Source organism: Pantoea sp. DY-5 (genome assembly GCF_019795955.1).
Taxonomy (GTDB): domain Bacteria; phylum Pseudomonadota; class Gammaproteobacteria; order Enterobacterales; family Enterobacteriaceae; genus Pantoea; species Pantoea leporis.
This window is the reverse complement of the sequence record NZ_JAIMIE010000001.1, coordinates 1,659,548-1,685,091: the sequence shown is the minus strand read 5'-3', so window position 1 is coordinate 1,685,091 and position 25,544 is coordinate 1,659,548. Positions and strand designations below refer to the sequence as shown.

The window sequence follows — 25,544 nt, the reverse complement described above, 5'->3', positions numbered from 1 at the left end:
CGATGCGCAACAACTACCAAACTTCCTCGAGACGCCGCGCTTTTCCTTATGGCAGGCGCTTTGCGGCTTAGCGCCATTCCGTTAAACTTGCCGGGTCAATCTTTCCTCTAAAGGACATCTCTATGTATCAGGACATTATTCGCTCAGAACTCAATGAAGCAGCCGATACGCTCAACACGTTCCTGAGTGACGAAGCCAACATTCACGCCATTCAGCGCGCCGCAGTTCTGCTGGCCGATAGCTTTAAAGCGGGCGGCAAGGTACTCTCCTGCGGTAACGGCGGCTCGCACTGCGATGCGATGCATTTTGCTGAAGAGCTGACTGGACGCTACCGTGAAAACCGTCCTGGCTACCCGGCGATTGCCATTTCTGATGTCAGCCATCTCTCGTGCGTCAGTAATGATTTTGGTTATGACTATGTGTTCTCGCGCTATATCGAAGCGGTAGGCCGTGAAGGCGATGTGCTGCTGGGTCTTTCTACGTCCGGTAACTCTGCCAACATCATCAAAGCCGTGGAAGCTGCGCGCGCGAAAGGCATGAAAGTAATTACTCTGACCGGCAAAGATGGCGGCAAGATGGCAGGTTCAGCGGATATCGAAATTCGTGTGCCGCACTTTGGCTATGCCGACCGCATTCAGGAGATCCACATCAAAGTGATTCATATCCTGATGCTGTTGATTGAAAAAGAGATGGTTAAGTCATGATGCGTTCCTCTCGCCGCGCGCGAGGGGATCTAACTTGAGGCGGTTGTTATGTGCGAATTGCTCGGGATGAGCGCCAATGTCCCCACGGACATCTGTTTCAGTTTTACCGGTCTGGTGCAGCGTGGCGGTGGAACCGGGCCGCACAAAGATGGTTGGGGCATCACGTTCTACGAAGGCAAAGGGTGCCGCACCTTCAAAGATCCGCAGCCGAGCTTTAACTCGCCGATAGCCCGTTTGGTGCAGGAATACCCGATAAAATCGCATTCGGTGGTGGCGCATATCCGCCAGGCGAATCGCGGTGAAGTGTCGCTGGAAAATACCCATCCATTCACGCGTGAGCTGTGGGGCCGCAACTGGACCTACGCACACAATGGTCAGCTCAAAGGTTATCGTCAGCTGGATACCGGGCCATTTCGTCCGATTGGTGAAACCGACAGCGAGAAAGCATTTTGCTGGATGCTGCACAAACTGACCGAGCGCTATCCGCGCACGCCGGGCAACTGGCCAGCGGTGTTCCGCTACATTGCCGAGCTGGCAGCAGAAATGCGTGAGAAGGGCGTGTTCAACATGCTGTTATCGGATGGGCGCTATCTGATGGCGTTCTGTTCGACTAATCTCTACTGGATTACGCGCCGGGCGCCGTTTGGCAAAGCGACGTTGCTCGATCAGGATGTGGAAATTGATTTTCAGCAGCAGACGACGCCGCAAGATGTGGTGACGGTGATTGCTACGCAACCGCTGACGGGCAATGAAACCTGGCACCGGATAGTGCCAGGCGAGTGGGCATTATTTTGCCTGGGTGAGCGCCAGGAATGATTTCGAGGCAGCATCCGGTGTAGCGATCACCGGCGTGCTGTTCACCGCATATTGGCCGGTGGCCGTCACGTTCACGGTAGGCGGCACACGGTACTTAGCGAAGTACGCATAGCCCGGCTGCAGTTCACGCCAGAAGTTAATGTAGGTCGAGTATTTATGACGCTGCATATTGCTGTCTGTCATGCGGAACGGATAGATATTGACCTGAATCTCCTGCTGACCATTACGCAGCGCGGCGTTGGTGTAGGCGAAGATCTCATCCATCGATGCATCCGTCATTGCGTAGCAGCCCACTGACACGCAATCTCCGTGAATCATTAAATAGTTACCGTTATAGCCTTTAGCGCGATCGTACTGATTGGGAAAACCGGTATTAATAGCGCGATAAAAACGGCTATCCGGTTTCAACTGGTTCAGCTTAACGTTATAAAAGCCTTCCGGACTTTTGAAATCGCCCTGACGACGTTTAGGTCCTAAACCGCCAGAGAAATTACAGATGCGATAGCTGTCCAGCAGACGATATTCATTCCCGATTTTGCCGTACAGTTCCAGCGTACGCTCTTCCTTGAAAATTTGAATAAAAACGGGGGTGCCAATTAGTTGTTTCTTTAACTCTTTGCTCACCGGAGCCAGCGGTTGCGTAGGCTCGGGGTTAATTGCCCAGCTAAGGAGCGGCATAAGAATCATCGCAAGCGTTAATGCGATTCTGCCCATTCTGTAGATACCTTGATGTGAAGAGAGACGATGACGCTATGCGTCCGGGTATTGCATTATCGGAAATATCCGCTATCGCAGCGCAACATTAACATTGTCTGGCTTTTAATCAAGCCAGTGTCCGAGAAAATGGCGCGTTCCTAAAAGGAATACGACCACTAATTTGTAAACTTTAATTAGATAGATAAAAAATTAGGTTTTTTGCGCTGCGCTTGAAAACGGTTTAATCCTGACGATGAATAAGACATGTCTTGGGGGTTGAGAAAAATCACTTACCTATACTGCGCCGGTCATTTTCAACAGGTAAACATTAATGGAAACCCCAGCGCGCCCGTCCCTTTATCAGGTGGATAACCTGCACTATATGTTGTCGTCTGGTCCCGACATGATCAATTCACACTTACGCAGCGGCAAAGCGTGGGAGCCAACCACGCTGCAAATTGCTCAGTTGCTTATTGAAGGTATCGAGCATCCGGTGTTGGTCGATGTGGGCGCCAATTTAGGCGCCTGGTCGGTGCCGATGGGCGATCACATTCGCGCCAAGGGTGGCACCTTGTATGCCTTCGAGCCGCAACGCCAGGTGTTCTACCAACTGTGCGCCAATCTGTTCAGCAATCAGCTGTTTCACTGCCATGCTATGCAGATGGCGATTGGTGATGTAAACGGTGAAATTGACGTTCCGGTATTGGATATGCAAACCGAAGTGAATGTCGGGGCGCTGTCACTGGATGCTGATATTCGAGCGCAGCAGAAGATGCTCAGCACCGACTTCACCATCAGTGAATCTGTGCGCATCGCTACCTTAGATAGCCTGAAATTACCGGCGGCGCACTTGGTTAAAATCGATGTCGAAGGGCTCGAATTAGAAGTGCTTAAAGGCGCGCGGCACTGGCTGGAAAGCTCGGGTTATCCCGCCATTTTATTTGAAGTGTGGGGCGATTATCTGCCTGCATTAATCCCTAAACGTAACCGCCTGCTCAATTTGCTGAAGCGTGCTTTAGGCTACGAAATCGATATGTTTGGCGAACTCGGCATCGCTCAGCATCCGCAGAATAAACGTCTTGAGATCAAAAAAGATGACAAGGGTATGGTGATTCGTCGCCTGTTCTAAAGCTGCACTTTAGCATTGCCAACACTTTTGCATCTGTACAAATATCCAGTATTATAATGGTGTCTCAATTGATTCTGGATTAGTGGCAAACGTGAAAATCATTCATGTCGATATGGACTGCTTTTACGCAGCGGTGGAAATGCGCGATGACCCGTCATTGCGCGATATCCCCATTGCGATTGGCGGCAGCCGTGAACGGCGTGGCGTGATTAGCACCGCGAACTATCCGGCACGTAAGTATGGTGTGCGCAGCGCGATGCCGACCGGCATGGCGCTGAAACTCTGCCCGCATCTGCGGCTGCTGCCAGGCCGCTTTGATGCCTATAAAGAAGCCTCCCGCCAGATCCGCGACATCTTCTCGCGTTACACCTCGCTGATTGAACCGCTGTCGCTGGATGAAGCCTATCTGGATGTGACCGACAGCCTGCATTGTCATGGCTCGGCGACATTAATGGCGCAGGCGATTCGCGCCGATATCCTGCGTGAAACCGGGCTAACCGCTTCCGCCGGGATCGCGCCGATCAAGTTCCTCGCCAAGATCGCCTCCGATCTTAACAAACCCAACGGGCAATATGTGATTACGCCTGACACGATGTCCGATTTTTTACTAACGCTGCCGCTCAGTAAAATTCCTGGCGTGGGTAAAGTGGCGACCAAAAAGCTGGAAGAGATGGGCTTGCGCACCTGCGCCGATGTGCAGCGCGCCGACCTGGCGCTGCTGCTTAAACGCTTTGGCAAGTTTGGCCGCATCTTGTGGGAACGCAGCAATGGCGTGGATGAGCGCAATGTGGTGGTTGAGCGCGAGCGCAAATCGCTCGGCGTTGAACGTACGCTGATGGAGGACATTCATAGCTGGGAGCAGTGTCTGGAGATTATTGATTTTCTCTATGCGGAGTTGGATCGCCGCTTAACCGCCATCAAGCCGGATAAGCAGATCGCCAGACAAGGTGTGAAACTCAAGTTCAATGATTTCCAGCAAACCACGCAGGAGCACGTTTGGCCGGTGCTAAATAAAGACGACATGATCGCGGTGGCGCGTCAGGCGTGGGATGAACGCAGAGCAGGGCGCGGCGTGCGGCTGGTGGGATTGCATGTCACGATGGTGGATCCACAGCTGGAGCGGCAGTTGGTGTTGGGGTTGTGAGATTGTGCGCGCTGCCCCTCCTCCCGGCCTTCTCCCGCCAGCGGGAGAAGGAGTAAAACAAACCGCGCCTATCGGTTCCCTCTCCCGCCAGCATGAAAGCGAGAAGACAACGCCGATCGGTTCCCTCTCCCACTTGTGGGAGAGGTTTAGGGTGAGGGAAAACTACTTCTTCCCGTACTTCGCTTCCAGCGTCGCAAACCATGGCGCGACGAAATCGCTGTTCTCGCCCCAGCCTGGAATGATCTTATTCAGCGACGCCACGTTGACCGCGCCTTGCTGGCTGTTCAGCTGCTGCTGAGAAATCGATGACGCTTTAAACTCGTAAGTCGCCGATGTAGTTCCGCCAGCAATCTTGTTCGCCACCAGACGCATATTCACCGCACCAATGGTTTTCGGATCCACCGCCACGGTTTGTACCCACGGGCTGTTTTTCTCGTGCATCAACTGCAAATCCTGATTGGATACGTCAATGCTATACAGTTTGATCTCGGTACGACCATTCTCCTGCAGGGCTTTATACGCGCCCTGGCTGAAGGCATCCCACGAACCCCAGATCGCATCGATCTTGCCTTTCGGGTATTTCGCCAGAATCGCGCCAATCTTGTTGGCGGTATCGCCCTGTACGTCGGAAGAAACCGCGCCAATCGACTCCAGCTGATGAATACCCGGATTCTCTTTCAGCAGCTTCTCATACACTACCTGACGACGATCCATCGCCGGGAAACCGGCCACCCACAGCTTGACGATATTCGCCTTGCCGTTGAAGTCTTTGATTAAACTGCCGAGCGATTCCTGTGCCAGCGAAGCATCGTTCTGCGCCGTCACGGTGACGCCCTCTACCGGCGTATTAACCGGCGTATCAAACACCGACAGCTTGATGCCCGCTGCGGCAATACGCTGCACCAGCGCAGTCGAGTAGGGATCTTTACCGTGTGACAGGATAATGCCGTCATATTTCTGGCTAATCGCCTGGTTCACAAAATCCTGGAAGCGCGCATCGTCGCCATTGCTGAGGAAAGTGCTGACCTTAAAGCCCAGCTGGCGACCTTGCTGAATCGCCCCGGCGACAAACTGCGTAGTGTTATCGTCCGAACCCAGGTTGCGGATGATGGCGATGCGTACCGGACCTTCATGGTTAGCGATAACCGCAGGCACTGCGGCATCGGCGAAGGCGGCGCTGGCGTTGAGCAGGCTAACCGCCAGCAGCGAAAGGGTAATTTTTTTCATTATGATCTCTTTCTGATTAAACGCGCCTTAACGGCGCTGGATGTAAGTCATCGCCAGCGCCAGCGCCAGTACCAGACCTTTAATAATGTCCATCGCGTAATAGGGCACCGATAACATCACCAGCCCGTTCTGCAACACACCAAGAATGATGGCGCCCACCAAGGTACCCAGCGCATTCGGTTTGCCCGAACCGGCCAGCGAGAAGCCGATCCACGCTGCGGCAACGGCATCCATCAGATAACCGCCGCCGGCATTCACCTGCGAAGAGCCGATGCGTGATGCCAGCAAAATGCCGCCCAAGCCAGCCAGCAGCGAGGCCAGCACATACGCCAGCACGCGATAGCGCGTGGTACGAATACCGGAGAGACGTGCCGCTTCAGGATTGCCGCCCAGCGCATACATACGACGGCCATGCTTGGTCAGCGACAGCGCCAGCTGCGCCACAATGGTGACCACCAGCATGATAATCACGATGGTCGGCACCTGGCCGAGCAGGCCAAAGGCCGCAGGAATGGTGCCTTCGGCCATGTCGCCGCTCGGCAGCACCATATTCTCGGTGATGGAACCGCCAAAGCTGTAGGTCATCGCCACGCCCTGAATCACAAACAGCGTGGCCAGAGTGGCGAGCATGTCGGGAATACGCAGCACCACAATCAGGAAGCTGTTGAACAAGCCAACCAGCGTACACAGCAGCAGCGTAATAATGATGGCTTCGGTGGTGCCAAAGCCGTGCCAGACGAACAGCGAAATCACCAGCGCATTGGCCAGCGATGCGGTGGATCCCACCGACAGGTCAAAGCCGCCAATGGTCAGCGAAATCGACACGCCAATCGCAATCACCGTGACGATGGCAATCGAGCGCAGGATGTTGATGATGTTGGTCGGTTCGAGGAAGCTGTCCGAAGCGAGACCAAATGCGGCAATCAAAATCACCACGGTCAGCAACATGCCCCACTTATAGAGGAAATCAAACAGCTGATGGCGCAGAGAAGGCTGCGAGTTTAGGGATAGTTCTTTGCTGCTCACGCAGGTGTTCCTCCGGTGGAATAAAGCAAAAGTGCCTCTTCGGTGGCGGTGTTGCCCTCCATCTCTGCCACAATGCGCCCATCCCAGAGCACACAAATGCGGTCGCACAGACCGACCAATTCAGAAAACTCGCCCGAGGCATAAATGATGCCTTTGCCCTCGCGCGCTAAGCCATCGATCAGCGTGAACAGATCGGTTTTGGCTTTTATATCAACGCCTTTCGTCGGCTCATCAAAAATCAGCACATCGGCGTTGTTGCGCAGCCACTTACCAATCGCCACTTTCTGCTGATTGCCGCCCGACAAACGACGCAGAATTTGCCCCGGTCCGGTGGTACGCACATTCAGGCGCTGAATCACCGCTTCAGCCCAGCGCCACGCCTGGCGATGGCCAAACAGGCTCCAGCGCGAGAAGCTGTTATCGGCGCTGATGCTCAGGTTCATGCTCACCGGTTCATCGATGAAAATGCCCTCTTTGCGGCGCTCTTCCGGCACCAACGCCATGCGGTTTTCTACTGAATCATGCGGTGAACGCGGTCGCCACGGTTTGCCGTGCAGTTCGCCTTGCGTCACGCGGCTTTTGCTGGCACCAAACAGCGCTTTGCACAGCTCGGTTTTACCGGCGCCCGCCAGACCGGCAATGCCCAGGATTTCCCCTTTATGCAGACGCAGCGAAATATCCTGCAGTAAGCGATCGTCGTGTAAGCCTTCCACCGACAGCAGCAGCGGCTGAGTGGTACGGGCGCGACGCGGCGGAAAAACATCATCGAGCCGATGTCCCAGCATTTTCTCCACGATCTGCTCGCCACTCAGCGCCGCCATCGGGCTGCTTTCGATCAGACGACCATCGCGCAGCACCGTTAAGCGGTCGCAAATCGCTTTCAGTTCGTGAATGCGGTGCGAGATAAACACCACGCCAATGCCGCTGGACTGCAAGCGGCGCACCACGGTAAACAGGCGCTCGCTCTCATGCTGATCGAGCGGGGCGGTGGGTTCATCCAGGATCAGAAAGCGGCAGTGATGGGACAGGGCGCGCGCCAGCAGGATTTGCTGCTTCTCTGCCAGCGAGCAGCGCTCCACCAAACGGTTGACGTCGATGTTCACTTCCAGCTGCGCCAGTAACGTACGCGCCTGGCGGCGAATCTCGCGCCAGCTGTAGACGTGACCCGGTTCGGCTAAACGATCGAGCAGAATGTTTTCGGCCACGCTGAGCTGTGGTACCAGCGCTACATCCACTTCCTGCTGCACCAGATGAATGCCGAGCTTTTTGGCATCGCGCGGTGAGCGAATAGTGACCGGCACATCATCCAGCAGAATCTCACCGCTGTAATGATCGTGTGCACCGGCCAGCACCGCCATCAGCGTGGATTTTCCGGCGCCGTTAGCGCCCGTCAACGCATGTACCGAGCCGCCTTTAGTCAGAAAATCCACCTGCGCCAGCGCGGCGAAACCGCCAAAGGCAATGGAGATATTACGCATCTCCAGGCGGTTAATCGCACTCATAGAGCCGGGCCTTTAATTAGTTGAGTTGGGGGCATTTTTTCCTGAACCATCACACTCGGCAACGAACGAAAGGGCATAAGCTAGCACGAAATCTTATTAGCCATCCAGACATCTGGACGTGATGGCGGCTAAATCTGCATGGCAGGCAAGAGTTGGGGTAATCAGGAGGCGGTAAGCGGGATTATCAGGGGATTGTGCTGTGAAACCAGGTCGCCATAAATGACGACCCTACGAATTTTGTAGGGTGCGCATTCATGCGCACCTGGAAAATGGAAGGCTGTGGTCTGTGAAGAGATTACGCTTTTTCAGGTACCACGCTGAGCAGCGCGGTCAGCAGTTTCCAGTACAGACCCACGCTTTCGATGTGAACCTGCTCATCCGGCGAATGCGGGCCGGTGATGGTTGGGCCAATCGACACCATATCCATGTTTGGATACGGCTTCTTGAACAGGCCACACTCCAGACCGGCGTGAATCACCTGAATGTTCGGCGTTTTGCCAAACAGCGCTTCATAAGTTTTGCGCGTTAGCGCCATCACCGGTGAATCGGCATCAGGCTGCCAGCCCGGATAGCCGCCTTTAGGTGCGCTTTTCGCCCCGGCCAGATCGGCCAGCGAGGTCAGCACTTCAACCACCCAATCTTTACCGGTATCGATCAGTGAACGAATCAGGCAGATGATTTCGGCATTGTCCTGATCCATCGTCACCACGCCGACGTTCAGCGAGGTTTCCACCACGCCTTTCGCCACGTCAGAGTTACGAATCACGCCGTTTGGCGTAGCGTTTAGCAAATTAAGGAAACGATCGCGGCTGTCAGCGTTCAGCGCCTGGCCTTGATGCGCCAGCACTTCGGTGACCACGGCGATGTTCTTCTCTTTAATGCCCAACTCGTTCAGCAGCGTCGCCTGGAAATGGGCCGCAGCAGATTTCAGTGCGTCAACGTTATGGCTGTCGATCGCCAGCGTAGCAAAAGCTTCACGCGGGATAGCGTTACGCAACGTACCGCCGGTGAATTCGATCAGACGAACATCGAGTTCACGCGCGTGCAGTGCCAGGAAGCGTGCCAGCAGTTTGTTGGCGTTGCCGAGACCATGATGAATGTCGGCACCAGAGTGACCGCCTTTCAGGCCTTTCAGCGTCAGCTTCAGGGTTTCATAGCCTGCAGGAATCGCTTCACGCGTTAGCGGCAGGGTGGTGATGAAGTCGATACCACCAGCGCAACCCATGTAGATCTCACCTTCCTCTTCCGAGTCGGTGTTGATCAGAATGTCGGCCTGCAGCCAGTTCGGCTGTAAACCAAAGGCGCCGTCCATACCGGACTCTTCGGTCATGGTCAGCAACACTTCCAGCGGACCGTGAATCAGGCTGTTGTCAGCCAGCACCGCCAGCGCAGACGCCATACCAATGCCGTTATCCGCGCCCAGCGTGGTGCCGCGCGCTTTCACCCATTCGCCATCAACATACGGCTGAATTGGATCTTTGGTGAAGTCGTGCACCGTGTCATTGTTTTTCTGCGGCACCATATCGAGGTGCGCCTGTAGCGCCACCGGCGTGCGTTTTTCCATACCGGCGGTAGCGGGTTTACGAATCAGGATGTTGCCAACCTGATCGCGCTCAACCCACAAACCTTGCTCTTTTGCCCAGCCGACAACGTGTTCGGCCAGTGCTTCTTCGTGGTAAGAAGGGTGCGGAATGGAACAGATTTTGGCAAAAATATCCCACAGCGGTTGGGGTGAAAGTTGCGACAATTCAGACACCATGCATCTCCTGTGTCAGCGTGGCGGACATACCGCACGCACGCGGGTTTCCAGTAAAAATCGTCGTCAGAACATCTGACGTGATGGGCCTGAGAATATCACTGTTTCTCGCCGGGTGCGTAATCAGCCGCGCTAAAAACCTGCAACCAGTAAGACAGATGCTGGTTTTTAAGGCGTCAGATCCTTATAATCTCGCGCAACCTTTTCCCCCTTGCATATTTTTTAAGCCAAGTTTCTTGGCCGGGATTCCTTTATATGAGCGAAAAATACGTCGTAACCTGGGACATGTTGCAAATCCATGCCCGTAAACTGGCCCAGCGCCTGCTTCCTGTGGAACAGTGGAAAGGTATCATCGCGGTGAGCCGTGGTGGTCTGGTTCCGGCATCGCTGCTGGCGCGTGAACTCGGTATTCGCTACGTCGATACCGTGTGCATCTCCAGCTACGATCACGATCATCAGCGCGAAATGAAAGTGCTGAAGCGTGCCGAAGGCGACGGTGAAGGCTTCATCGTGATTGATGACCTGGTGGATACCGGCGGCACCGCGCAGGCGATCCGCGACATGTATCCTAAAGCGCGTTTCTGCACCATCTTCGCTAAGCCAGCTGGCCGTGCGCTGGTGGACGACTACATTGTCGATATTCCGCAGAACACCTGGATCGAGCAGCCCTGGGACATGGGCGTGGTCTACATCCCGCCAATCGTCAAAAGCTAATTGATGCATCGCAAACAACGCCCGGTTATGCCGGGCGTTGTGCTTTCTGCGCCTCGCGCGCGTATGGCGGGTGCAGTACACTCTTAGCCATCGCCACGTTGTTGGCAGGAGAATAGCTGAGATGTCTGATAAAAACCTGAGCGAAGAACTGTTCAAACCGCGTTTTAAACACCCGGAAACCTCCTCATTAGTGCACCGCCAGCATCACGCCGCCGTGCAGGTGCATAACGCCCTCGAAGGGGATACGCAGCGCGGCTGGTATCGCATGCTGAACAAGCTGCTGTGGACGTGGCGCGGTCTGTCGCCGCAGGAGATCAGCGAAGTGCTGGCGCGTATCGCGGTGAGCGAGTTCGAACGCACCAATGAAGCCTTGCTCGATACCGTGATTGGCTATCGCGGCGGCAACTGGAATTACGAGTGGTCGAAGCAGGCGGCGATCTGGCAGCAGCGCGCGTTAGAGAGCGAAAACCATGACGATGCAGGTCAGCATTGGCTGCACGCCGCCAATCTGTTCAGCCTCGCGGCTTACCCTTACATCAAAGGCGACGAGCTGGCCGATCAGGCGCAGGTGCTGGCCAATCGCGCCTACGAAGAGGCCACGCAGCGTCTGCCGGGCGAACTAAAATCCCTGACTTTTCCGATGAGCGGCGGCAGTCCGGTGACGGGGTTCCTGCATATGCCCGCGCAAGCCGAAGCGCCGTATCCCACAGTGCTGCTGTGCGGCGGCCTTGATTCGCTGCAGAGCGATCACTATCGCCTGTTCCACGACTATCTCGCGCCGCGCGGCATCGCCATGCTGACGCTGGATATGCCATCGGTAGGATTTAGCAGCAAATGGATGCTGAATCAGGACACCAGCCAGGTGCATCAGCAGGTGCTGCGTGAACTGAGCAATGTGCCGTGGATCGATCACACCCGCGTGGCGCTGCTGGGCTACCGCTTCGGAGCCAACGTGGCGACACGTCTGGCCTATCTGGAAGTGCCGCGAGTACGCGCGGTAGCGACGCTGGGAGCCATGGTGCACAGCGTGTTTGTGGATGCGCAACAGCAGCAACAGCTGCCGGATATGTACATGGATATGCTGGCGAGCCGTCTCGGTATGTCCTCAACCTCCGACAGCAATCTGCGCACGGAACTCAACCGCTACTCGCTGAAAGTGCAAGGCTTACTCGGCCGCCGCACGCCAACGCCGATGCTGGCGGCTTACTGGCCGGATGATATTTTCGGTCCGGAAGCAGACGCGCAGTTGATCGCCAACTCCTCGTCGCAGGGCAAGACGCTGGCGATTCCCGCCAAGCCGGTTTTTGCCAGTTTTGACAAAGCGCTCAATCAAATTTGTGACTGGCTGGAAAAACAGTTGAAAGGCTAACTGGCGAAATCTCTGAACTCTGCTACTACTTATATCCGGGATTTTCCATTTTTATGTTAATGGAAAGCTGGAAGTGCAATTTAAAGGGTTAAGGGAAAAGAGATGACATTACCGAGTGGTCACCCCCGTAGTCGCCTGCTTAAGCGCTTCACCGAATTGGGGCCGTATATCCGTGAAGGCAAATGTGAAGATACACGCTTCTTCTTCGATTGCCTCGCAGCGTGTGTCAACGTCAAGCCTGCACCTGAGCTGCGTGAGTTTTGGGGCTGGTGGATGACGCTGGAAGCCTATGAAGATCACTTCACATACGAATATCATTTTGGCCTGTTTGATAAAGCGGGTGATTGGGGCGCTGCGACCATCAAAGGCAAAGAGAACAATGCCAAAGTGGAAAGCACGCTGCGTAATTTCCATGAGCGTCTGAAAGCGATGCTGCTGGAACAGAAACTCGATCTGCGCCCGGCGGAAGGCTTTAAAGAAGAGCCAGTGAAACTGAGCGCCTGATAGACTTTTAAGGGTTTAAAAAGGAAAGAGCCGGTGATGAGCCGGCTCTTTTTTTATAGACACAACGAGGGTAGAGCTCAATCAGAATTGGTAAGTTAAGCCAACGGCCACAACGTCATCGTTGTTCAGGTTCAGCTTGTTGTTGTCATCCAACTGGTTGATTTTGTAATCCACAAAGGTCGACATGTTTTTGTTGAAGTAGTAAGTCATGCCCACGTCGATGTATTTAACCAGATCCTCGTCACCGATCCCTTCGATGTCTTTGCCTTTGGTCTGGATATAGCCGAGGGACGGACGCAGGCCGAAGTCGAACTGATACTGCGCTACCACTTCGAAGTTCTGCGCTTTGTTAGCAAAACCGCGGGTGCCGATTGGCGTCATGTTGCGGGTTTCGGTGTAGATAGAAGCCAGGTAGATGCTGTTCGCATCATACTTGATACCGGCGCCCCATGATTCCGCTTTATCACCGCTACCCAGCGCCTGCAGCTGCTGCTGGTTAGTACGGTCTGAAGAGGTGATGGCCGACATCAGGCTGATACCGGTGTCAGCAATGGTGTAACCCAGTGACGCACCGTAACCGTCGCCGTTCTGACGAGAAGTATCGGTGATGCTGCCACGGGCGTTAGCGCTGGTGGCGTCGTTTTTGCCCTGATATTGCAGCGCGAAGCGCAGGCCATCAACCAGGCCAAAGAAGTTGCTGTTACGGTAAGTGGCTACGCCAGTTGCACGCGCAGTCATGAAGTTATCGGTACGCGCGGTACCGTCACCGCCGAACTCTGGGAATACGTCAGTCCAGGCCTCGACGTCATACAACACGCCATAGTTACGACCGTAGTCGAATGAACCGTATTGGCCGAATTTCAGACCAGCAAAGCCCAGACGGGTTTTGTTGCCTGCGTTGGCATCAGAACCTTCAGAATTATTCGCGTTGTACTGATATTCCCACTGACCGTAACCGGTCATAAGGTCATTAATCTGCGTCTGGCCTTTGAAACCGATACGCACGTAAGATTTGTCACCGTCGCTTGACGCGTTATCGCTGAAGTAGTGTTCAGCTTTAACACGGCCGTAGAAGTCCAGTTTATTACCGTCTTTGTTATACACTTCTGCGGCGTTTGCGGTGGAAGCCAGTGCCAGCGCTGATACAACTAATGCCAGTGTGCTCTTCTTCATTTTGCTATCAATCCCAATGAGTAAAATTTGTTGTACCCGTGAAAGGTTTTGTAAAACACCGACTTTTTACCGGTTGGTGATGAACGTTTTATGACAGTTTTTCGGCTTTCTTGTTAATCGCGAACTTTTGGTCTACCGCATTGTCAGGGGATTTTTGTGCTTTTCCCCTTGCTGTTGTTGGCTTCCTTGCTCACTCCTGATAAAACGTCCCTTCGCAGATTTTTTTCTTACATGGCAGGAAAAACATGAGTGGCAGTCAGACCCTTGTGGTCAAGTTGGGTACTAGCGTCCTCACCGGCGGTTCACGCCGGTTGAATCGGGCGCACATGGTGGAGTTGGTTCGTCAGTGTGCGCAGTTGCACGCCGCGGGCCATCGCATTGTTATCGTTACCTCTGGCGCCATTGCCGCCGGACGCGAACACCTTGGTTACCCCGAACTGCCGCCTACCATCGCCTCAAAGCAGCTGTTGGCTGCGGTGGGGCAGAGCCGTTTGATCCAGCTGTGGGAACAACTGTTTTCAATCTACGGCATTCACATCGGGCAGATGCTGCTGACGCGCGCTGATATGGAAGACCGTGAACGTTTCCTTTATGCGCGAGACATGCTGCGCGCGCTGCTCGACAACCACATCGTGCCGGTGATCAACGAGAACGATGCGGTGGCCACCGCTGAAATTAAAGTGGGCGACAACGACAATCTGTCGGCGCTGGCGGCGATGCTGGGCGGCGCGGATAAACTGCTGCTGCTGACCGATCAGCAAGGGTTGTTCACCGCCGATCCGCGTACCAATCCGGAAGCGGAGTTGATCAGCGACGTGCACCAGATCGATGATGCGTTACGCACCCTCGCGGGCGGCAGCGTGTCGGGCCTGGGAACCGGCGGCATGGCGACCAAGCTGCAGGCGGCGGACGTCGCTTGTCGCGCGGGGATCGATGTGATCATCGCCGCCGGCAGTCGTCCGGATGTGATTAGCGATGTGCTGTATGGCAAACCGGTCGGTACGCGTTTCCACGCGCAGCAGTCGCCACTGGAAAACCGCAAGCGCTGGATCTTTGGCGCACCGCCGGCGGGCGAAATCACCATCGATGATGGTGCGCTGGCCGCGATGCTGGAGCGCGGCAGTTCGCTGCTGCCAAAAGGCATCCGTGACGTGCAGGGCAACTTCTCGCGCGGTGAAGTGATCCGCATTCGCAACCTGCAAGGGCGCGATATCGCCCACGGCGTCACGCGCTATAACAGCGATGCCATGCGCATGATTGCCGGTCATCACAGCCAGGAAATCGGCGAGATCCTCGGTTACGAATATGGCCCGGTAGCGGTGCACCGCGACGATATGATCGTCAGTTAAGGAGCAGATAATGTTAGAAGAGATGGGTAAAGCGGCGCGCGCTGCGTCGTACAAACTGGCAGAACTCTCCACCGAACAAAAAAATCAGGTGCTGCTCACCATCGCCGATCGTCTGGAAGCGGAAAGCGCGGACATCCTGGCGGCGAACGAGCAGGATTTGGCGGATGCACGCCAAAATGGCATGAGCGAAGCGCTGCTCGATCGCCTGACGCTCAACCCGCAGCGTCTGAAAGGCATTGCCGATGATGTGCGTCAGGTGTGTCGCCTGGCCGATCCGGTGGGGCAATTGATGGATGGCGGCCAGCTTGATAGCGGCCTGCGCATTGAACGTCGTCGCGTGCCGCTCGGCGTGGTTGGCGTGATTTATGAAGCGCGTCCTAATGTCACTGTTGATGTGGCATCGTTGTGCCTGAAAACCGGTAACGCGGCGATTCTGCGCGGCGGCAAAGAGACTTATCGCACCAACGCCGCCACCGTGCGCGTGATCCAAAATGCGCTGACCCAGCACGGTTTACCGGCGGGCGCGGTGCAGGCGATTGAAAACCCGGATCGTGAACTGGTGAATCAGCTACTGAAGCTCGATCGCTACGTCGATATGCTGATCCCGCGCGGCGGTGCAGGTTTGCACAAGCTGTGCCGTGAAAACTCCACCATTCCGGTGATTACCGGCGGCATCGGCGTGTGCCATCTCTATCTCGATGAAACCATGGAGACCGAGGCCGCGCTGGAGGTGATCGTCAATGCCAAGAAGCAGCGGCCAAGCGCCTGCAACTCGCTGGAAACGCTGCTGATCCATCGCGATCAGGCGGACAATTTCATTCCGGCATTCCTGCAACGTATGGCGCAAGAGAAGATTGCGCTGCACGCCGACGAAAATGTGCTGGCGCTGCTGCAAAACGGTGCTGCCGAGGTGGTGGCGGTGCAAGCGGAAAATTATGATGACGAATGGTTGTCCAACGATCTGAACGTCAAGCTGGTGGCGGATATTGATGAAGCCATCGCGCATATCCGTGAGCACGGCACGCAGCACTCTGATGGCATTCTGACGCGCAGCATTGGCAACGCCAATCGCTTCGTCAACCAGGTTGACTCATCGGCGGTATACGTTAATGCCAGCACACGCTTCACTGACGGCGGCCAGTTTGGCCTCGGTGCCGAAGTGGCGGTCAGTACACAGAAGCTGCATGCGCGTGGTCCAATGGGACTTGAAGCGCTGACCACCTACAAATGGATAGGGTGGGGCGACGATACGCTACGTCGCTAATGTTCGCTCCTGCATGACAATGGGCACCGAAAACGGTGCCCATTTTTTTGGTTTTCGATCCAGTTATTCCAAGAGCTTTTTGATTTATTTCTGTCATCTATGGCGGGCTCGCGGCTTTTCACCCATTTTTTCCTTTAGATGCTGGTCTTATTGCTACAGAACAATCCTGAAAACCCCTGTCAGAACAAGCGATATGGCACTGAACACTGGTTTCGCCCTAACCGAAGGGGATAATGATTGTCCAGCTTCATTGATAAAAGCGGTTGGGTAGTAAACTGCCGGTAATATAAAATGAACTGGTAGCAAAAATGAAAATAACATTCAGTCTTTTACTGAAGGCAGATTATTAACTGATGGTTAAAAAAGAAAGTACGAGACAAGCATTCACTGCCAGGCTGATTGCCGCATGCGAAAGCGCGGGAATTGTCGGACATGGACGGAATAAACAGGTTGCGCTGGCTCTGCAAGAGAGGGGATGCAAGATCTCAACGCCGGGGGTGTGGAAATGGTTTAACGGGCAATCGATCCCCGATGATAATAATTTACTGGCTCTCAGCCAGTTACTCGACGTGCGCGTGGAGTGGCTGCAATTTGGCATGGAAAAACCAGCCGCCTTGCTGACGCAGCGCAGTCTGGTGAACCCAAAACATCTGTTTCGCGTGGAGAGTCTGGATATCGGCCAGCACGGTGTGCGCAGCGGCTCTTCGCGCGATGAACTGGTGGAAACCATTCAAGCCATTGAATATGGGCTGGAAGAGGCGCGGGTGCTGTTTAATGGCCGCCCGGCGGAAAATATTCGCCTCATCGCGCTGAACAGCGATTCGATGGCCGGCACCTTTGCGCCGCGCGATCAGCTGTTTGTTGATATCAGCGTGCATCGCTTCGATGGCGATGGCATTTACCTGTTCACGCTTGACGATCAGCTCTATCTCAAACGCCTGCAACTTCAGCACAAAAAGGTCGCGGTGATCTCCGATAACAAGCGCTATGAAACCTGGTATCTCACGCTGGAAGAAGCCAGGACACTGCAAGTGGTGGCACGGGTGATCATGAGCCAGGCGCGGGATTATCAAATCCTGGGCTGATCACAAAACGTCAGATTGCGGCAAAAAAATATTTTGGCTGAAATCATTAATTTAACTGACGGTAAATAAAAAATTAACCATTGGTGTTTGCCAATGCATTAGAACCTGTTAATAATTTGAGCATGGATGGACAACATACCTGCTCACGGATGAGCCCGCTCTTAAACAATTGAGGCGCTGCACAAGCGCGATACATACCATCCAAAGTTAGTGAACTTTGGGATGGGGTGGATACGCACTTTGCAGCGTTGTCAGTTGCCCTCTGATTTTCACTCTCCTCTACTTCACCCTGGCCGCGAAAGCAGCCGGGTAAGTTGACGTCGGGTATTTTCCAGAGGAACAGCGAACGCGTCGGCATCAGCCGAATTGCCGTGCCTGCCACCCCATCGCCAAAGACTCATTAACAGGAGGAGTTATGGCGATTATCCAGTACGGAAAGTCAGTATTTTCAGGCAATGCACGCACGCGCCGCCATCGGCGACGCCAGTCCCTCAGCCTTAAGCGCAGCATCGACAGCGCACTCGGCATCGAATACGAAAACGTCAACTTGCGCACCGCTGAACGCATCTGCCAGCGCCAGACGCTGTCGCGCGTTGACAGCGCCGTGCTAGCGCCCGTTCGTGTTCAGCAGGCACAACCCAGCTTTGATAACTGCTGTCTGCCCCACGTCTATTTGTATGCCGTGCGTTAACCCTGCATCACTTTCCCCAGTTTTAAACGGAACGTTCCATTGTTGCTCACTGTTTAACCATTCTTGAGCGTTTCGCTTATATGAAAAGGCGCTCAATGTCGTAAACGATCAGCAGGATTTATGTTTTTGCCGTTTTGCGCAGCCATTTTCAGGCTGTTGCGCCCCGTCAAAGAGGAATTTCTATGAGCCAGATTATTGCCATCCTGAATTTCGAAGAGGGTTACCGCGAAGCGCCTTACCTCGACTCGCTGGGTTTCCCCACGGTCGCTGGCGGCATTCGCATCGGCCCCAAAGGGGCATCGCTTAGCAACTACATCTTCCAGGTGCCGCGTCCCGTCGGCGATGTGTGGAAGCAGTGCATTGTCGAGGGCAAGGTGCAGCAGATGCATCAGCGTGCGCTGGTGCAGCAGGCGCTGGCCAAATGCAATGAGGCGCGCAGCGATGTGCTGATCAGCATGGGATATCAGCTGGGGGTGGATGGGCTGGCGATGTTTCGCGGCATGCTCACCGCCATTACGCAGGGCGATTTCAACAGCGCGGCCAACGCCATGCTCGACAGCCTGTGGGCAAGACAAACGTCGGGTCGCGCACGGCGCCATGCCGAAGTGATGCGCAGCGGCACCTACGACATCTATCGGGGGCTGCTATGAATTTGAAACTGCTGATTTTTGTCACCGCGGTGCTGGCAGTGATTGTGGTGGTGTTGGTGATGCAGCGCTTCACCACGCTGGAGTTCGTGAAACATGCGCGGCTGTTATTCAAAACCTGGTCGGTATGGCTGGCGTCGCTCGGTTCGATGCTCAGCGCGTGGGTGCAATCATTTCCCACCGCTGCGCTTGATGCCTGGAACAGCATGCCGCCCGACGTGAAAGCGATTCTGCCGCACAACTATCTGGGGCTGATTGGCGCCTTTATGGTGGCGATGGGCGTGATTGCCCAATTCATCCGCCAAAAAGGCCTCAACCAGCAGAAAAATGCGATGGAGGAAAAAGTATGACATTGCTCATGACATTGTTCGGCGGCAGCTGGCACTGGGTTGCCGCGCTGGCGGGCGTCATCGCCGCGCTGGTTGCCAGCTACTTCGGTGGCAAGAAAATCGGCAAGGTGCAGCAAGCATCCCAGGCCGCCGTCGAGCGCGCCGATAAAGCCGCGGCGCAAGCGGTAGCGGTTAACCAACAGCAGCAACTGCTGCGCGAGGAGGCCAAACGTGTGGAAGCCAGCAACCTTAATCTTGATGACGCTGCTGCTCGTGACAAGTTGCAGCAATCGAAGTACCACCAGCCCTGAATCTCCCGTCGTCATCGACTCAGCCTGCACCCTGTTTTCCCCGATTTACACCCACGGCAATGACGCCGAGCGCATGGACGTTCGCACCGTGCGCGCCATCAACAACCACAACGATCTTTGGGATCAGCACTGCGGCCAGCCGGCTCAGTAACGCTGCTCTCATGCATTTGCATTACCTACCCGAAAAGCCGAGGAGGCTATGATGATCGAAGTTAACTCTTATGCAGAACTGCGCACCACTGTACCGGCCAAAAACGGCGATTTGGCATTCTTACGTCGTTACAACGCGGACTCCACCTTCCACGGTGGCGGTGATTTTACCGGTTTTATCGGCACCACCACGGCGGTAGAAGATGGCGGTACGCTGGTGATCGGTAACGGTTTTTACTGGAAACGCGTGATTAACGATCCCACCGAAATCAACGTTTATCACTTCGGTGCCAAAGGCGACGGTTACGCCAACGATACCGAGGCGTTTAACCGTATGCTGGCGTGGACGCAAAGCTACTCAGGCAACATCACCGCATTACCGGTACGTTTCCCTGGCGGTCGATTCCTGATTAGCCCCATCGACATCAGCGGTACCGAGCGCGCTTTCTTCGGTTTGCAGGGGGATGATGTCGAGCTGGGTTCGCTGCCGCGCACCACCATCATTTCCGACAAAAGCGCCAACACGGTGTTCAAGGTGAAGGCGCGTCGTACCTCAATCCGCGGTATTGCGTGGAACGGCCAGGCATCTGCCGACATCACCACCAACAAAAGCACCATCACTGCCGATATGTGCAGCAACGTGCAGCCGTTCTTCGAAAACACCTGTATCGAAGGCACCACCGTCAATATCTACTGTTTCCGCGCGCAGAATAACGGCGGTACGGTGATCAAAGTGCTGGATACCCTCGACAGTAAATTCGACCAGATTTACACCCTATATACCTACGGACGCGTGTTTGATGTCGGCTGGTCAAACTCGCCAAAAGGCGCGTGGGATCACTCCACGGCGATTGAGCTGTGTAACTGTAACTTCCAGACCGGTTATGGCGACGCCACACTCTACATGCCGCGCGTGACGCAGGGGATTATTCGCAACGTATGGATTGAGCACACGCGTAATCCGGGCGATCTCTCCGACGGCGGCTGGACGGTGGATACGCTGAACATTGAGGATTGCGGCACGCCGTTGAATCTCAACAATGCGCGCGTGGTGATCCGTCAGCTCAATCTGCAATCCGGCGCAAAACTCAGCCTGGATGCGGCGGCTGGACGTTGGTTATCCACCTTTGAATACGGTTATCGTCGCGACGAGAACTACGGCACCTTTATGACCGGATCGCTGCGCGCGGGCTACTTCAGCGGCTACAAAATTACTAATAACACCGATACCGATAACTGGTATCGCGTCGGGCAGCTGTTCTTCCCGAACGCTAACCAGCAGTGGGTAATGGAGTTTATTGGTAAAGCGGATGCCACTCAGCCAACGGGCACTGCCGGTTCACCGGTCAACGTGGCGGCGACCGGCAAAACCTGGGTCAATCTGCAGCGTCTGGAAACGGTGTGGGCTGATGCCTATCACATGGGACAACCTGCGGTGCTGGATATCCGCTACAGCCGCGTCGGCACTACCTATGCGGCGGTGTGGGTAAAACTGCGCGCCAACAGCGGTGACACCATGATGAACCTGAAATGCACCGGCCCTACGCGTTTCGATACCGGTTCCTGCTCGCTGTTCCAGCAGGACTTCTCGGTCGTGACCGATACCACCAAACTGGGCGGTTTCAAACCGGCGGCGCGCTTCGGCCTGCACAACGGTTTGGCCGGTATTGGGGCGAACGAGAAAGGGGTGCTGACCGTCGCGACGGCGGCCGGTACGCCAACCAACAAAACCGCGCCTACGGGCTTTGTGCTGGTCAACATTAACGGTGTCGATCGTAAACTTCCTTATTACGATTGAGGTCCAGCACCTGTTTGGCGAGGCCTTTGGCCTCGCCTTTTTTTGGGCAAAAATTTTTGAAGAGTATGCGGTGATGGGCCAGGTCGCCATAAATGGCGACCCTACAAAACCTCGCCATCACCGTAGGGTCGCCATTTATGGCGACCTGGCTGAACCTCACCCTTTCGGGAAAATCCACACATGGTTTTCCGGCAGCGCCAGATGGCAATGCTGCGGATCGCGGACGTCGGTGCCGTAGGCGCGAATGACAAAATCATCGCCCTGGGTGCGGAACAAATATTCCCAGCGATCGCCAAGATACATACTGGTGAGAAGCGGCAGTTCCAGCTGATTTTCGCCCGGCCCCTCGACCAGTTTCACCCGCTCGACGCGGATCACCGCCGTGGCTTCCTGGCCGTTTTGCACGCCTGCGCCCGCCAATCCCCACAACGCCCAGCCTTTGCCCTCGATGCGCGCTTTGCCGTCGCGCAGCTCGGTGATTTTGCCGTGCAGCCGGTTGTTGCTGCCCATAAACTCGGCGGTGAACAGGGTTTTTGGCGAGCCGTACATCTCCTGCGGTGTGCCTTGCTGTTCGATTTTGCCGTTATTGAGCAGCAAAATACGGTCGGAAATCGCCATCGCCTCATTCTGGTCGTGTGTCACCATCAGCGCCGACAAGCCCAGTTTGATGATCAGCTCACGCAGGAACACGCGCGCCTCTTCGCGCAGTTTGGCGTCGAGGTTTGATAACGGTTCATCCAGCAGGATCACCGGTGGGTTGTACACCAGCGCACGACCAATCGCCACGCGCTGCTGCTGACCGCCAGAAAGCTGGTGCGGATGGCGTTTACCAAGGTGGCCTAAACCCAACTGCACCAACACATCCTGCACGCGTTGGGTGATCTCCGCCGCTGCCACTTTGCGCAGCTTTAACGGATACGCCACGTTCTCGAACACGGTTTTGTGCGGCCACAAGGCGTAGGACTGGAACACCAACCCCAGATTACGTTCTTCCGCTGGGATCTCACTGCGCGGCGTGCCGGCGTAAACCGTGTTGTTGCCAATCACAATCGTGCCTTGCGTTGGCTTCTCCAGCCCGGCGACCGCACGCAGCAGCGTGGTTTTGCCGCTGCCGGACGGACCAAGCAGAGAAACCACTTCGCCGCGCTGCAAATTCATCGACACGCCTTTCAGCACCGGATTGTCGCCGTAAGTTAAGTGCAGGTTCTCGACCGATAATTCAATCATGTAATTTGACTCCAAATCGCAAGGCAATACCCAAACCGACCACGACCAGCAGGATGTTAATAAACGAGAGTGCGGCGACGATATCTATCGCGCCCGCCGCCCACAGGGAAACCAGCATGGAGCCGATGGTTTCCGTGCCGGGCGAAAGCAGGTACACGCCGGTGGAATATTCGCGCTCGAAAATCAGGAACATCAGCAGCCATGAGCCAATCAGGCCGTAACGGGATAACGGAATGGTGACGTGACGCGTGATCTGTCCGCGCGTGGCGCCGGTGCTGCGCGCCGCCTCTTCCAGTTCCGGCCCGACCTGCAGCAGCGTGGACGAGATCAGACGCAGGCCATACGCCATCCACACCACGGTATACGCCAGCCAGACGCTGAAGATGGTGCTGCGCAGTGACCGCAGCCAGACGATCAGGTTATCGCGCAGCCACTGCGACCAGACGAAATCAGACAGCCAGCCCGATTTGAGCGAGTTATCCAGCCACATCGGCAGGAACAGGAACACCCAGAGAAACGCCAGGCCGGCCAGCAAGCCCGGCACCGCACGCGGCACCAGCACGCTGTAGTCGAGAAAGCGCGTGGTGTTATCGGGTTTGCGGTGCATGGCGATACCGATAAACAGATAACACACCACCGCCAGCGCGCCGCCAATTACCCCAATCGCCATCGAGTTGACGATGGCGCGCAGCAGATTAGGCTGCGCCCAGATAGTCTGGAAAGTTTTGATCGACAGCTCATCCCAGAGCGAGACGCCAACGCCCCAGTTTGAGATAAACGCACGCAGCACCACGCCCAGCAGCGGCACGCCAATGGTCACCGTCAGCCAGAAGGCGACAACCGCGCCCGCCACCCAGCGCCATTTGCCCAGCGGCAGCGCACGCGCCTGCGAGGCTTTACCTTTCACGGTGACAAAGCGATTGGCGGTGCGCATCAGGCGGCGTTGCAGCATCACCAGCGGAATGGTGATACAGATCAGCACCACCGCTACGGCGGCCATCAGATGATAAGAAGGCGTGCCGAGTTTATTAGTCAGTTGGTAGAGATAGGTAGCCAACACCATGTTGCCTTCGGGATCGCCCAGCACCAGCATCAGGCCGAACACCTCCAGCCCGAGGAAGAACAGCAGCACGGTGGCATACAGCATCGAAGGACGCACCATCGGCAAGCTCACCGCCGTCATCACCTGCAGCGGTGTCGCACCCGCAATACGCGCCGCTTCTTCCACATCCGATCCCACGCTGCGCAGCGCAGAAGAGATATACAGATAGGCGTGCGGGACGTGCGTTAGCCCGGCGATCACTACGATGCTCGACATGTCGTAGATATTCCACGGCACAAAACCGAACAGCGATTGTGCCCACAGCGAGAAGAATCCCACCGGGCCCGCCGCCACCACGTAACCAAAGCCGAGTACCATCGGCGAGACAAAAATTGGCACGAGGATCAGCGGCTCAATGATGCGTCGGCCGGGCAGATCGGTGCGCACCATCAGAAACGCCAGAATACCGCCCAGCGGAATGGCGATGATCACCAGCCCGAAGGCGAGAATAAATCCGCTGCGCAGCGCTTTATAGAAGTCGGGATCGGTGAAAATAAATTCAAACGACTCGAGGCTCCACGCTTTCGACGGCGAAAAGAACGGGGCGGACAAGAAACTTTGTATGACGATAAACGACAGCGGAACGTAGATAACCAGCGCGGTTATCAGCACCACAACGCCGCGCGGCAGGCTTTGCCACTTTCTCTGCAATGCACGCATATTGAGACCCTGAATGGCGAATCAGATAACAGAAAGAGAAGCGCGACGCAGCGGCCGCGCTTCGGTACTGCCGTTATTTACCGGCGGCTGTGCGCCACTGTTTGATGTAATCCAGACGTTTTTTCGGTTGCAGATATTCCAGCAGGCTTTCATCAACCGGGATCGGTTTCAGCGCGTTACCTAACATTTTGGTCAAGCCATCAATGTCATTTTTGCCTTCAATATCGTTGCGCAGGGATGGGATGTCGGCCTGATTGGCCAGAATGCTTTGCCCTTTTTCAGACAGCACGTAATCGAGCCACAGCTTAGCCGCATGGCTGTGTTGCGCTTGCTGGCTGATGAACGAGACGCGTGACAGCACCAGCGTGTAGTCCTTCGGATAAGCGATGCCCAGCGACGGATCGGTTTTGGCGCGCGCTTCGGCGTAAGAACCCAAAATGTTAAAGCCAATCAGGTTTTCGCCGGATGAAACCCTTTCCATCATGGTGCCGGTGGAAGACTGCACGGCTAAAGCGCCTTTCGCCACGTCGGCCAGGGTTTTGAAGTAGTTGGGGTCGGCTTTGGCATCCTGTACTGAGAGCATAAAGCCGAGGCCCGATTTCTCAATATCGTAGGTGGTGACTTTGCTCTTGAATTTGTCGGTCTGGCTGGCGATCAGCTTGGCTAACGCAGCGTGCGAATCGGGCACGTCACCGGCCGGGATCATGCGCTTGTTGTAGATAAAGACCACCGGTTCGTAGGTGGTGCCGTACGCCTTGTTATTCCACACCGCCCACTTCGGCAGCTGAGCCAGTTCAGGGGATTTGTACTCCTGCGCGTAGTCGGTCGCCAGCTTCAGGCCGGTATCCATTGAGGAGCTCCACACCACATCGCCGCTGGTGCCACCCGAGGCTTGTTCACTGATAAAACGGTTGTACAGCTCGGTGCTGTTCATATCGTTATATTCAACTTTGATGCCGGGATAAGTGGCCTCAAAGCCTTTGACCAGCGGCCCGGCGGCTTTGATGTCGGTGGTGGAGTAGACCACCACTTTGCCCTCTTTGGTGGCGGCATCTATCACGCTTTGGTAGTCCGAAGGGTAACCTTGCGGCGGAGCCGCTACGGCTGACATTGAAACAAACACAGTGGCGGCAATCAGAGACAGAGGGAAAGTGTTCGACATTATAATTAA

General features: G+C 55.4%; 25 protein-coding genes. 15 read left to right on the top strand and 10 right to left on the bottom strand.

Annotated features, from left to right (window positions below; all coding sequences use genetic code 11):
- Positions 1 to 122 precede the first annotated feature (122 nt).
- Together lpcA and K5Y30_RS08030 are read left to right on the top strand one after the other, a co-directional pair.
- Positions 123 to 704 carry a D-sedoheptulose 7-phosphate isomerase gene (lpcA, locus tag K5Y30_RS08035; protein ID WP_064740353.1) on the top strand — a complete coding sequence of 194 codons (582 nt, stop codon included), beginning with the start codon at positions 123 to 125 and terminating at the stop codon, positions 702 to 704.
- Positions 705 to 752: 48 nt separating this feature from the next.
- Complete coding sequence (locus K5Y30_RS08030; RefSeq protein WP_008108933.1) at positions 753 to 1,520, top strand: class II glutamine amidotransferase; 768 nt, start codon at positions 753 to 755, stop codon at positions 1,518 to 1,520.
- Here the strand turns inward: K5Y30_RS08030 and dpaA are convergent.
- The gene (dpaA, locus tag K5Y30_RS08025) at positions 1,491 to 2,234 is read right to left on the bottom strand and encodes a peptidoglycan meso-diaminopimelic acid protein amidase (protein WP_222210850.1); all 744 of its coding nucleotides are present in this window, start codon (positions 2,232 to 2,234) and stop codon (positions 1,491 to 1,493) included. The two genes, K5Y30_RS08030 and dpaA, sit on opposite strands and share 30 nt — an antisense overlap.
- A gap of 313 nt (positions 2,235 to 2,547) precedes the next feature.
- On the opposite strand from dpaA, the gene K5Y30_RS08020 reads away from it, so the two are divergent.
- A complete protein-coding gene (locus K5Y30_RS08020) occupies positions 2,548 to 3,345 on the top strand; it encodes an FkbM family methyltransferase (RefSeq protein ID WP_222181494.1) in 798 nt (265 codons plus the stop codon).
- A 91-nt stretch (positions 3,346 to 3,436) separates the two neighbouring features.
- A complete protein-coding gene (gene dinB, locus K5Y30_RS08015) occupies positions 3,437 to 4,489 on the top strand; it encodes a DNA polymerase IV (protein WP_370634181.1) in 1,053 nt (350 codons plus the stop codon).
- 162 nt (positions 4,490 to 4,651) lie between these two features.
- Here the strand turns inward: dinB and K5Y30_RS08010 are convergent, their stop codons facing one another.
- The 4 genes from K5Y30_RS08010 to pepD all read right to left on the bottom strand — a co-directional run bounded on the left by K5Y30_RS08010 (position 4,652) and on the right by pepD (position 10,000).
- On the bottom strand, positions 4,652 to 5,716 hold the full coding sequence (locus tag K5Y30_RS08010) for a sugar ABC transporter substrate-binding protein (RefSeq protein ID WP_222210849.1): 1,065 nt from the start codon (positions 5,714 to 5,716) through the stop codon (positions 4,652 to 4,654).
- 27 nt (positions 5,717 to 5,743) lie between these two features.
- On the bottom strand, positions 5,744 to 6,742 hold the full coding sequence (locus K5Y30_RS08005) for an ABC transporter permease (RefSeq protein ID WP_101762520.1): 999 nt from the start codon (positions 6,740 to 6,742) through the stop codon (positions 5,744 to 5,746).
- Positions 6,739 to 8,244, bottom strand: a complete 1,506-nt coding sequence (locus tag K5Y30_RS08000; protein ID WP_222210848.1) for a sugar ABC transporter ATP-binding protein — start codon at positions 8,242 to 8,244, stop codon at positions 6,739 to 6,741. Before K5Y30_RS08000 ends, K5Y30_RS08005 begins: the two co-directional genes overlap by 4 nt.
- Positions 8,245 to 8,539: 295 nt before the next feature.
- On the bottom strand, positions 8,540 to 10,000 hold the full coding sequence (gene pepD / locus K5Y30_RS07995; protein ID WP_222210945.1) for a beta-Ala-His dipeptidase: 1,461 nt from the start codon (positions 9,998 to 10,000) through the stop codon (positions 8,540 to 8,542).
- Positions 10,001 to 10,255: 255 nt separating this feature from the next.
- Here pepD and gpt point away from each other — a divergent pair, with 255 nt between their 5' ends.
- The 3 genes from gpt (at position 10,256) to crl (ending at position 12,587) form a co-directional block, all read left to right on the top strand.
- Complete coding sequence (gene gpt, locus K5Y30_RS07990; RefSeq protein ID WP_007887137.1) at positions 10,256 to 10,714, top strand: xanthine phosphoribosyltransferase; 459 nt, start codon at positions 10,256 to 10,258, stop codon at positions 10,712 to 10,714.
- 121 nt (positions 10,715 to 10,835) lie between these two features.
- Positions 10,836 to 12,083 (top strand): esterase FrsA, encoded by a 1,248-nt coding sequence (gene frsA, locus K5Y30_RS07985; RefSeq protein WP_192415391.1) that lies wholly within the window; start codon positions 10,836 to 10,838, stop codon positions 12,081 to 12,083.
- Positions 12,084 to 12,185: 102 nt separating this feature from the next.
- A complete protein-coding gene (crl, locus tag K5Y30_RS07980; protein WP_110867801.1) occupies positions 12,186 to 12,587 on the top strand; it encodes a sigma factor-binding protein Crl in 402 nt (133 codons plus the stop codon).
- 81 nt (positions 12,588 to 12,668) lie between these two features.
- Here crl and ompC read toward each other — a convergent pair whose 3' ends face one another.
- Positions 12,669 to 13,760 (bottom strand): porin OmpC, encoded by a 1,092-nt coding sequence (ompC, locus tag K5Y30_RS07975; protein WP_101762516.1) that lies wholly within the window; start codon positions 13,758 to 13,760, stop codon positions 12,669 to 12,671.
- Between the two features lie 245 nt (positions 13,761 to 14,005).
- Here ompC and proB point away from each other — a divergent pair, with 245 nt between their 5' ends.
- The 7 genes from proB (at position 14,006) to K5Y30_RS07940 (ending at position 19,436) form a co-directional block, all read left to right on the top strand.
- On the top strand, positions 14,006 to 15,109 hold the full coding sequence (gene proB, locus K5Y30_RS07970; RefSeq protein WP_101762515.1) for a glutamate 5-kinase: 1,104 nt from the start codon (positions 14,006 to 14,008) through the stop codon (positions 15,107 to 15,109).
- A gap of 10 nt (positions 15,110 to 15,119) precedes the next feature.
- Positions 15,120 to 16,373, top strand: coding sequence for a glutamate-5-semialdehyde dehydrogenase (gene proA / locus K5Y30_RS07965; protein ID WP_222210847.1), 1,254 nt, complete (start codon positions 15,120 to 15,122; stop codon positions 16,371 to 16,373).
- A 353-nt stretch (positions 16,374 to 16,726) separates the two neighbouring features.
- On the top strand, positions 16,727 to 17,458 hold the full coding sequence (locus tag K5Y30_RS07960; protein ID WP_101762513.1) for a S24 family peptidase: 732 nt from the start codon (positions 16,727 to 16,729) through the stop codon (positions 17,456 to 17,458).
- A gap of 415 nt (positions 17,459 to 17,873) precedes the next feature.
- A complete protein-coding gene (locus K5Y30_RS07955; protein WP_222210846.1) occupies positions 17,874 to 18,149 on the top strand; it encodes a hypothetical protein in 276 nt (91 codons plus the stop codon).
- Between the two features lie 182 nt (positions 18,150 to 18,331).
- Positions 18,332 to 18,799 (top strand): glycoside hydrolase family protein, encoded by a 468-nt coding sequence (locus tag K5Y30_RS07950; RefSeq protein WP_101762511.1) that lies wholly within the window; start codon positions 18,332 to 18,334, stop codon positions 18,797 to 18,799.
- A complete protein-coding gene (locus K5Y30_RS07945; protein ID WP_101762510.1) occupies positions 18,796 to 19,146 on the top strand; it encodes a hypothetical protein in 351 nt (116 codons plus the stop codon). Before K5Y30_RS07950 ends, K5Y30_RS07945 begins: the two co-directional genes overlap by 4 nt.
- Positions 19,143 to 19,436, top strand: coding sequence for a hypothetical protein (locus K5Y30_RS07940; protein WP_110867798.1), 294 nt, complete (start codon positions 19,143 to 19,145; stop codon positions 19,434 to 19,436). The genes K5Y30_RS07945 and K5Y30_RS07940 overlap by 4 nt, the downstream gene beginning before the upstream one ends.
- A 19-nt stretch (positions 19,437 to 19,455) precedes the next feature.
- Here the strand turns inward: K5Y30_RS07940 and K5Y30_RS07935 are convergent, their stop codons facing one another.
- Positions 19,456 to 19,599, bottom strand: a complete 144-nt coding sequence (locus K5Y30_RS07935) for a hypothetical protein (RefSeq protein WP_158238604.1) — start codon at positions 19,597 to 19,599, stop codon at positions 19,456 to 19,458.
- A gap of 39 nt (positions 19,600 to 19,638) precedes the next feature.
- On the opposite strand from K5Y30_RS07935, the gene K5Y30_RS07930 reads away from it, so the two are divergent.
- Positions 19,639 to 21,384, top strand: a complete 1,746-nt coding sequence (locus K5Y30_RS07930; protein ID WP_101762507.1) for a glycosyl hydrolase family 28-related protein — start codon at positions 19,639 to 19,641, stop codon at positions 21,382 to 21,384.
- A gap of 156 nt (positions 21,385 to 21,540) precedes the next feature.
- Here K5Y30_RS07930 and K5Y30_RS07925 read toward each other — a convergent pair whose 3' ends face one another.
- The 3 genes from K5Y30_RS07925 to K5Y30_RS07915 all read right to left on the bottom strand — a co-directional run bounded on the left by K5Y30_RS07925 (position 21,541) and on the right by K5Y30_RS07915 (position 25,535).
- Complete coding sequence (locus K5Y30_RS07925) at positions 21,541 to 22,611, bottom strand: ABC transporter ATP-binding protein (protein WP_222210845.1); 1,071 nt, start codon at positions 22,609 to 22,611, stop codon at positions 21,541 to 21,543.
- A complete protein-coding gene (locus K5Y30_RS07920) occupies positions 22,604 to 24,373 on the bottom strand; it encodes an iron ABC transporter permease (protein ID WP_110867794.1) in 1,770 nt (589 codons plus the stop codon). The genes K5Y30_RS07925 and K5Y30_RS07920 overlap by 8 nt, the downstream gene beginning before the upstream one ends.
- Positions 24,374 to 24,446: 73 nt before the next feature.
- Positions 24,447 to 25,535, bottom strand: a complete 1,089-nt coding sequence (locus K5Y30_RS07915; protein ID WP_222210844.1) for an ABC transporter substrate-binding protein — start codon at positions 25,533 to 25,535, stop codon at positions 24,447 to 24,449.
- Positions 25,536 to 25,544 lie beyond the last annotated feature (9 nt).